This is a genomic window from Allorhizocola rhizosphaerae, from assembly GCF_003426775.1.
Classification (GTDB): Bacteria; Actinomycetota; Actinomycetes; order Mycobacteriales; family Micromonosporaceae; genus Allorhizocola; species Allorhizocola rhizosphaerae.
In genome coordinates this window covers 1-5426 of sequence record NZ_QJUG01000359.1, presented here as the reverse complement: position 1 = coordinate 5426, position 5426 = coordinate 1, and the positions used below count along the sequence as shown (strand labels likewise).

The window sequence follows — 5426 nt, the reverse complement described above, 5'->3', positions numbered from 1 at the left end:
GCGAGCCGATCGCCCGGCACGACGGCACCGCCGCCCAGCGCCAGCCCCGGCACCAGCGCACCGGCCTCGACCGGCGCGTCATCCCCGCCGCCGGCCGCCGCGACCGAGTCGGTCTCCGCCAAGTACACGATGTCGAGCTGGCCCGGTGCGTACAAGCTGGAATTCGTGCTCAGCAACAAGACCGCCGACCCTGCACTGTGGACGGTACGGGTGGAGGTCCCGACCGGCGCGCGGCTGGACCAGTGGTGGAACAGCGAGGTAACCCAGGAGTCGGCGACCATATGGCTCTTCCGACCGCCGCGCTGGGACGGCGGCAACCCTACGCGGATCCCGCCCGGCGGTGAGTTCCCCTTTGGACTGGTCGTGCAGGGCGCCGAGAAGGTGGTTTCCTGCACGGTGGCCGGCGGCTCGGCCTGCACGCATTGAACCGGCCTGCCCGGGGACGGGCGGACAGGCCGGTTGTCAATCAAATCTTCCCGACGCCTGCGCCGGCCGGAACGAGTGTCGGCACCGACTCCGGTGGGTCCACCCGGTAGGGATAGATGGTCGCCGGGTCGGTGACCGTGCCGCGCACCTCGATCGCGTGGTTGCAGTCGACGAGGATGTTGTTGCGCTCCACCATCCGCCCGAGCGGCCCGCTGAACTCGACCCGCCCCGGGTTGTTGACGCTGAAGAAGTAGTTGCCCTCGACGAACAGGCCCGCCTCGTTGGTCGACGCGACGCCGTAGCTGGTTTCGTAGTAGTAGTTGTTGTAGACGTGGACCAGCTCAGCGAAGCGCACACGCGGGTTTCGCTGGTCGGACATGTTGAAGTGGTTGTGGTGATAGGTCACGCGCAGCCGGCCCGCGTCCTGCGCCGCGTTGTCGTCGTCGTGCCCGACCAGCGTGGTCTTGTCGTGGTCGTGGAAGTGGTTCCACGACACGGTCACCAGGTCGGAGCCGCGCTTGATGTCCACCGCGCCGTCGTCGCCGTTGTAGAGCTCGTTGTGGTCGATCCAGATGTGGTGGGAGAACATCTGCACGTTGATCAGGTCATCGGTCGCGCCGGTGATCGCCAGGTTGCGGATGATCACGTTGTGCACCGCGTTGGGTGGCGGCGACGTGACGTTGTCGTCGACCGGCAGGCCGATGTTCAGGCCGCCGCCGACGAGGCGGGCGTCCGATCCGAGCCCGACGATGGTCTTGTGCGAGGAGACGTTGTGCATGCCGTCGCTGGTACCGGTCGGGAGCGTGATCGTGCCGGCGACCTGCACGATGTAGGGCCCGGGCCGCGCGATGTAGTCCAGGAATTCGGCCGTCGTGCGCACGGTGACGGTAGGACCGCCCGCGCCTCCGGTGGTCGTGCTCAGGCCGTAGCCCGCGACGCCGGCGAACCCGTCCGGCCTTCCTGGCAGCGGCGGGCTCGGACTCGCGCTGGGCGAGGGCGACGGGCTGGTGGACGGACTCGCCGAAGGCGTCGGCGGTGTCGTGCCACCGTCCGTGACCACCACGTCGTCGAAGTTCGCCGACGCGTTGAACGTCGCGACGCCCACGCTGCCGGCGGCGAACTGCGAGTCGTTGGCGGTCAGCGGGGTGCCACCGTTGACCGAGCCGCGCAGGGTCGTCCCGGAAACTTCGAGGCTCAGGGTGTACCAAGAATTGAGGCTGAAGGTGACCGGCCGGGTGGCCAGGGTCGTGGCGGCGCCGGAGACCAGCTTCTTGAGCTCTACCGTGTTGTTGCTGCGCAGGGCGAGGTAGTAGTAGCTGGTGTGGGATTGGGCGCGGGCGAGCAGGGCCGCGAAACGGTTGGTGCCGTTGACGGCCGTGGGCTTGATCTTCGCCGTGACCGTGTAGTTGGTCCAGCTCGCGGAGCCGGCCCGCGCCCGGGCGTCGGAGCTGGTGCCACTTTGGCGCAGCACGCCGGAGCCGTCGGCCACCACCGACCACGTGCCGCCGGACGTGGCCCAGCCCGTGGCGTTGCCGTCCTGGAAGTCATCGCTGAAAAGGGTTGCCGCGCTCGCGGTCGAGCCCAGTCCTATCACGACGGTGACGAACGCCGCGGCCCCCGCGGCCACTAGCTTGCGCTTCCCCATATCAAGTCCGCCTCTCCGGGCTTGGAGCGATTCGGCGCCGCTTAGACCTCAGGGTAGGAAAGCGCTTTCCCATTGACAATAGTCTCCGTTTGTAGGTTTGTTGCAGTGCCCCACACCGGCCGACTCACCAGGGCTGCCCTCCTCCTCCCGGCGCGACCTGTCCAAATTAGACGATGTGCTCATGCTTGTGCTTGATTTGTCCATTATCGAGGATCATCATTGAGACTCGGGGGGATTTCCCGCGAGGAGGTGCTCATGGATACCACCGATGCACGCACCCAGCAGCTAGGCGTCAGCCGTCCCCCGCTGGCGGTCGAGGACCTACCCGAGCCCGAGGAGGTGTTCCGGGTCTCCCGGCTCGGCCCGCGCCAGCTGTTCATGTACGCGCTTGGCCCCAGCCTGATCGCGCTGGGCATCTCCATCGGCAGCGGCGAATGGCTGCTCGGCCCCGAGTCGGTGGGGCGGTACGGCTTCATCGGGGTCGGCTGGGTCATCCTCATCTCGGCCGTGCTGCAGACGTTCTACAACGTGGAGATCTCGCGCTACGTCATGGCCACCGGCGAGGCGCCGGTGGTCGGGTGGGGGCGAGTGCCGCCCGGCTACCTGCTGTGGGCGCCACTCGCGGTGTTCGTGGTCATCTTCGCGTTCATCGCCGGGGGCTGGGCCGCGTCGGCGGGCCAAGGGGTTTATGCCCTGGTGCACGGCCGCATCCCGCCCGCAGGCGCGGAGGAGCCCCGGCTGTGGGCGATCGCCCTGCTGGTCGTGGTGTTCCTGCTGACCCTGTTCGCCAAGCGGATCAGCCGGGCGCTCGAACTCGCGAACTGGCTGATGGTCGGGTCGATCCTGATCGCACTGGTCCTCGTCGACCTGTTCATCGTGCCGTTCGACCTGTGGTGGGAGGGCATTCGCGGGTTCTTCACCCCGGCCGCACCCCCGCCCGGCATCACCGCCACCCAGCTGGGTGGGCTCGTGGGCTTCACCGCGCTCGCGTCCGGCCTCAACTGGTACGTGATGGGCCACTATCGCGACAAGGGATACGGCATGGGCTACCGCACGGGCTTCATCGCCGGGCTGCGCGGTGCCGGGAAGCCGTTGCGCGACAATGGAGTCACGTTCCCCGATGACGCCGCCAACGCGGCGCGCTGGAAGCGGTGGTACCGGCTGCTGCTCGCCGATCAATGGGGGATCTTCTTCATCGGGGCGATGCTCGGCATGCTGCTCCCGACGATCCTCATGGCGCGAGCGGTCGAGCTGTCCGGGCAGAAGCCGACCGAGGCCAACGTGCCGACGTTTGTCGCGAGCGTGCTCAACGAGCACTACGGCAGCGGCATGTTCTATCTGACGCTGGCGATCGGTGTGCTCGTGCTCTTCAGCACGCAGCTGGGCATTTTCGAGGGAATGGTACGCGTCGCCACCGACGCCGCGCACGCCAACAGCCCACGGCTGCGCCGGCTGATCGAGGGCGACCCGCGCAGGTTCTACTACCCGTTCATGTTCGCGCTGCTGGTCGTGATCTCGATCGTGCTGCACTTCGCCCTGCCGACCAACCTCGTGCGGTGGTCGGCCAACATGTCCAACCTTGGCGCGCTGATCTTCCCGTTCCTGCTGATCTACCTCAACCGCAGGCTACCCAAGGCGGCCCGGCCGCGTCCGTGGCACTACGTACTGCTCATCATCAACGTCATCTTCTTCGGCTTCTTCTTCGTGAACTTCATCGCCGACTTCATCGCCGACCCCCTGGTCACCTTCTAGCCGTCCACGTCGATCATGAACTTGAGTCCATGTTCGACGGGAAAAGGGCGGTGGGTCAGACGGCGCCGCCGCCGACGGGGGCGTCGGAAGAGGTGGAGGTGGCGCCCAACGCCAGCGGGGCGTTGTCGTCGGACAGGCGCAGGAGGAAGGGGCGCTCGGGGGTATAGCGGATCACCGTGATCGAACCCGGGGCGACGTGGATGCGCTGGAACTGGTCCAGGTGCATGCTCAGCGCGTCGGCAACGATCGCCTTGATGATGTCGCCGTGCGTGCACGCCAGCCAGATCCCGGCTGAGCCCACGTGATCGTTCCAGCGCCGCACCGCGGCCACGGCACGGGCCGACATCGCGGACATGGCCTCGCCACCGGGAAACGTGACGGCCGCCGGGTGATGCTGAATCGTGCTCCACAGCGGCTCATTGGCCAGGTCGGACAGCTTGCGCCCGGCCCACTCCCCGTAGCCGCACTCGGTCAGTCCATTTTCGACATTGAACGTGGCGCCCGGCATGGCGATCGCCAGCGTCTGCCGGCACCGCTGCAGCGGGCTGGACACGACCGCGTCCAGCCGCACTCCCGCAAGGCGTGCCCCGGCAGCGCGCGCCTGCGCCTCGCCCACCTCGTCGAGGCCCACCGGGCTGTCCCCGGCGAGGATGCCCTCCGAGTTGGCGGACGTGCGGCCGTGCCGCAGGAGCATGAGGGTCGTCATGTCGCCGAGATCGTCCCCGTGGCCAGCAACACGATGATCAGTCCTCCCAGGCCCACCCGGTACCATACAAAGCTCATCATGGTGTGATGGGCGACAAATTTGAGCAGCCAGGCTATTGAAGCGTAGGCGACGAGGAAGCTCACCACGTTGCCGATGAGCAGGATGCTCAGGTCGATTTTCTCCAGCGCGTCGGGCAGTTCGTAGATGCCGGCGGCGACCAGGGCCGGCACACCGAGAAAGAACGCGAGCCGGGTGGCGGTCACGCGGTCCAGATCGCGCAGCAGGCCGGTCGTGATGGTGGCGCCCGAGCGTGACACCCCGGGGATGAGCGCGAGGCACTGGGCGAGCCCGACGATCAGCGTGTCCTTGAGCGTCAGCTCCTTTTCGGACCGGGTCTGGGTCGCGGCGTATTCGGCGAACGCCATCACCGCGCTCCACACGATCAGCGAACCGGCCACGAACCACATGCTGCGCAGCGGGCCCTTGATCAGATCCTTGCCGAGAAACCCGACGATGCCGATCGGGATCGAGCCGGCGATGACATACCACGCCATTTTGTAGTCGGGCGACTGGCGTGCCGGGCTCGAAACCAGGCCCTTGCCCCAGGCCGAGGCGAGCCGCCCGATGTCCTTGGCGAAGTAGACCAGCACGGCGAGGATCGCCCCGACCTGGATCACGGCCGTGAACGCGGTGATGGACGGGTCGTCGATCGGCAGGCCCATCAGTTTCTCGGTGATGGTCAGGTGCCCGGTGGACGAGATGGGAAGGAACTCGGTGATCCCCTCCACGATCGCGAGCACGACCGCCTGCCAGATTTCCACTTAACCTCCCGCTAACCCGCGCTGACCGAGATCTCGTATGCCTCCGCCACCTTACGCAGGGTGTCGCGGCCCGATT

The 5426-nt window shown here is 67.3% G+C and carries 5 protein-coding genes; 2 read left to right on the top strand and 3 right to left on the bottom strand.

What is annotated here, in order from left to right; genetic code table 11:
• The first annotated feature begins 129 nt into the window (after positions 1-129).
• On the top strand, positions 130-426 hold the full coding sequence (locus DM816_RS45030) for a cellulose binding domain-containing protein (protein ID WP_117215662.1): 297 nt from the start codon (positions 130-132) through the stop codon (positions 424-426).
• A 40-nt stretch (positions 427-466) separates the two neighbouring features.
• Here the strand turns inward: DM816_RS45030 and DM816_RS39925 are convergent, their stop codons facing one another.
• Entirely contained in the window at positions 467-2071 is a 1605-nt protein-coding gene (locus DM816_RS39925) for a pectate lyase family protein (RefSeq protein WP_117215661.1), read from the bottom strand.
• A gap of 255 nt (positions 2072-2326) precedes the next feature.
• On the opposite strand from DM816_RS39925, the gene DM816_RS39920 reads away from it, so the two are divergent.
• Positions 2327-3823, top strand: coding sequence for an Nramp family divalent metal transporter (locus tag DM816_RS39920; RefSeq protein WP_117215660.1), 1497 nt, complete (start codon positions 2327-2329; stop codon positions 3821-3823).
• Between the two features lie 55 nt (positions 3824-3878).
• Here DM816_RS39920 and DM816_RS39915 read toward each other — a convergent pair whose 3' ends face one another.
• Positions 3879-4529, bottom strand: coding sequence for an MSMEG_4193 family putative phosphomutase (locus DM816_RS39915; RefSeq protein WP_117215659.1), 651 nt, complete (start codon positions 4527-4529; stop codon positions 3879-3881).
• On the bottom strand, positions 4526-5350 hold the full coding sequence (locus tag DM816_RS39910) for an undecaprenyl-diphosphate phosphatase (protein WP_117215658.1): 825 nt from the start codon (positions 5348-5350) through the stop codon (positions 4526-4528). Before DM816_RS39910 ends, DM816_RS39915 begins: the two co-directional genes overlap by 4 nt.
• Positions 5351-5426 lie beyond the last annotated feature (76 nt).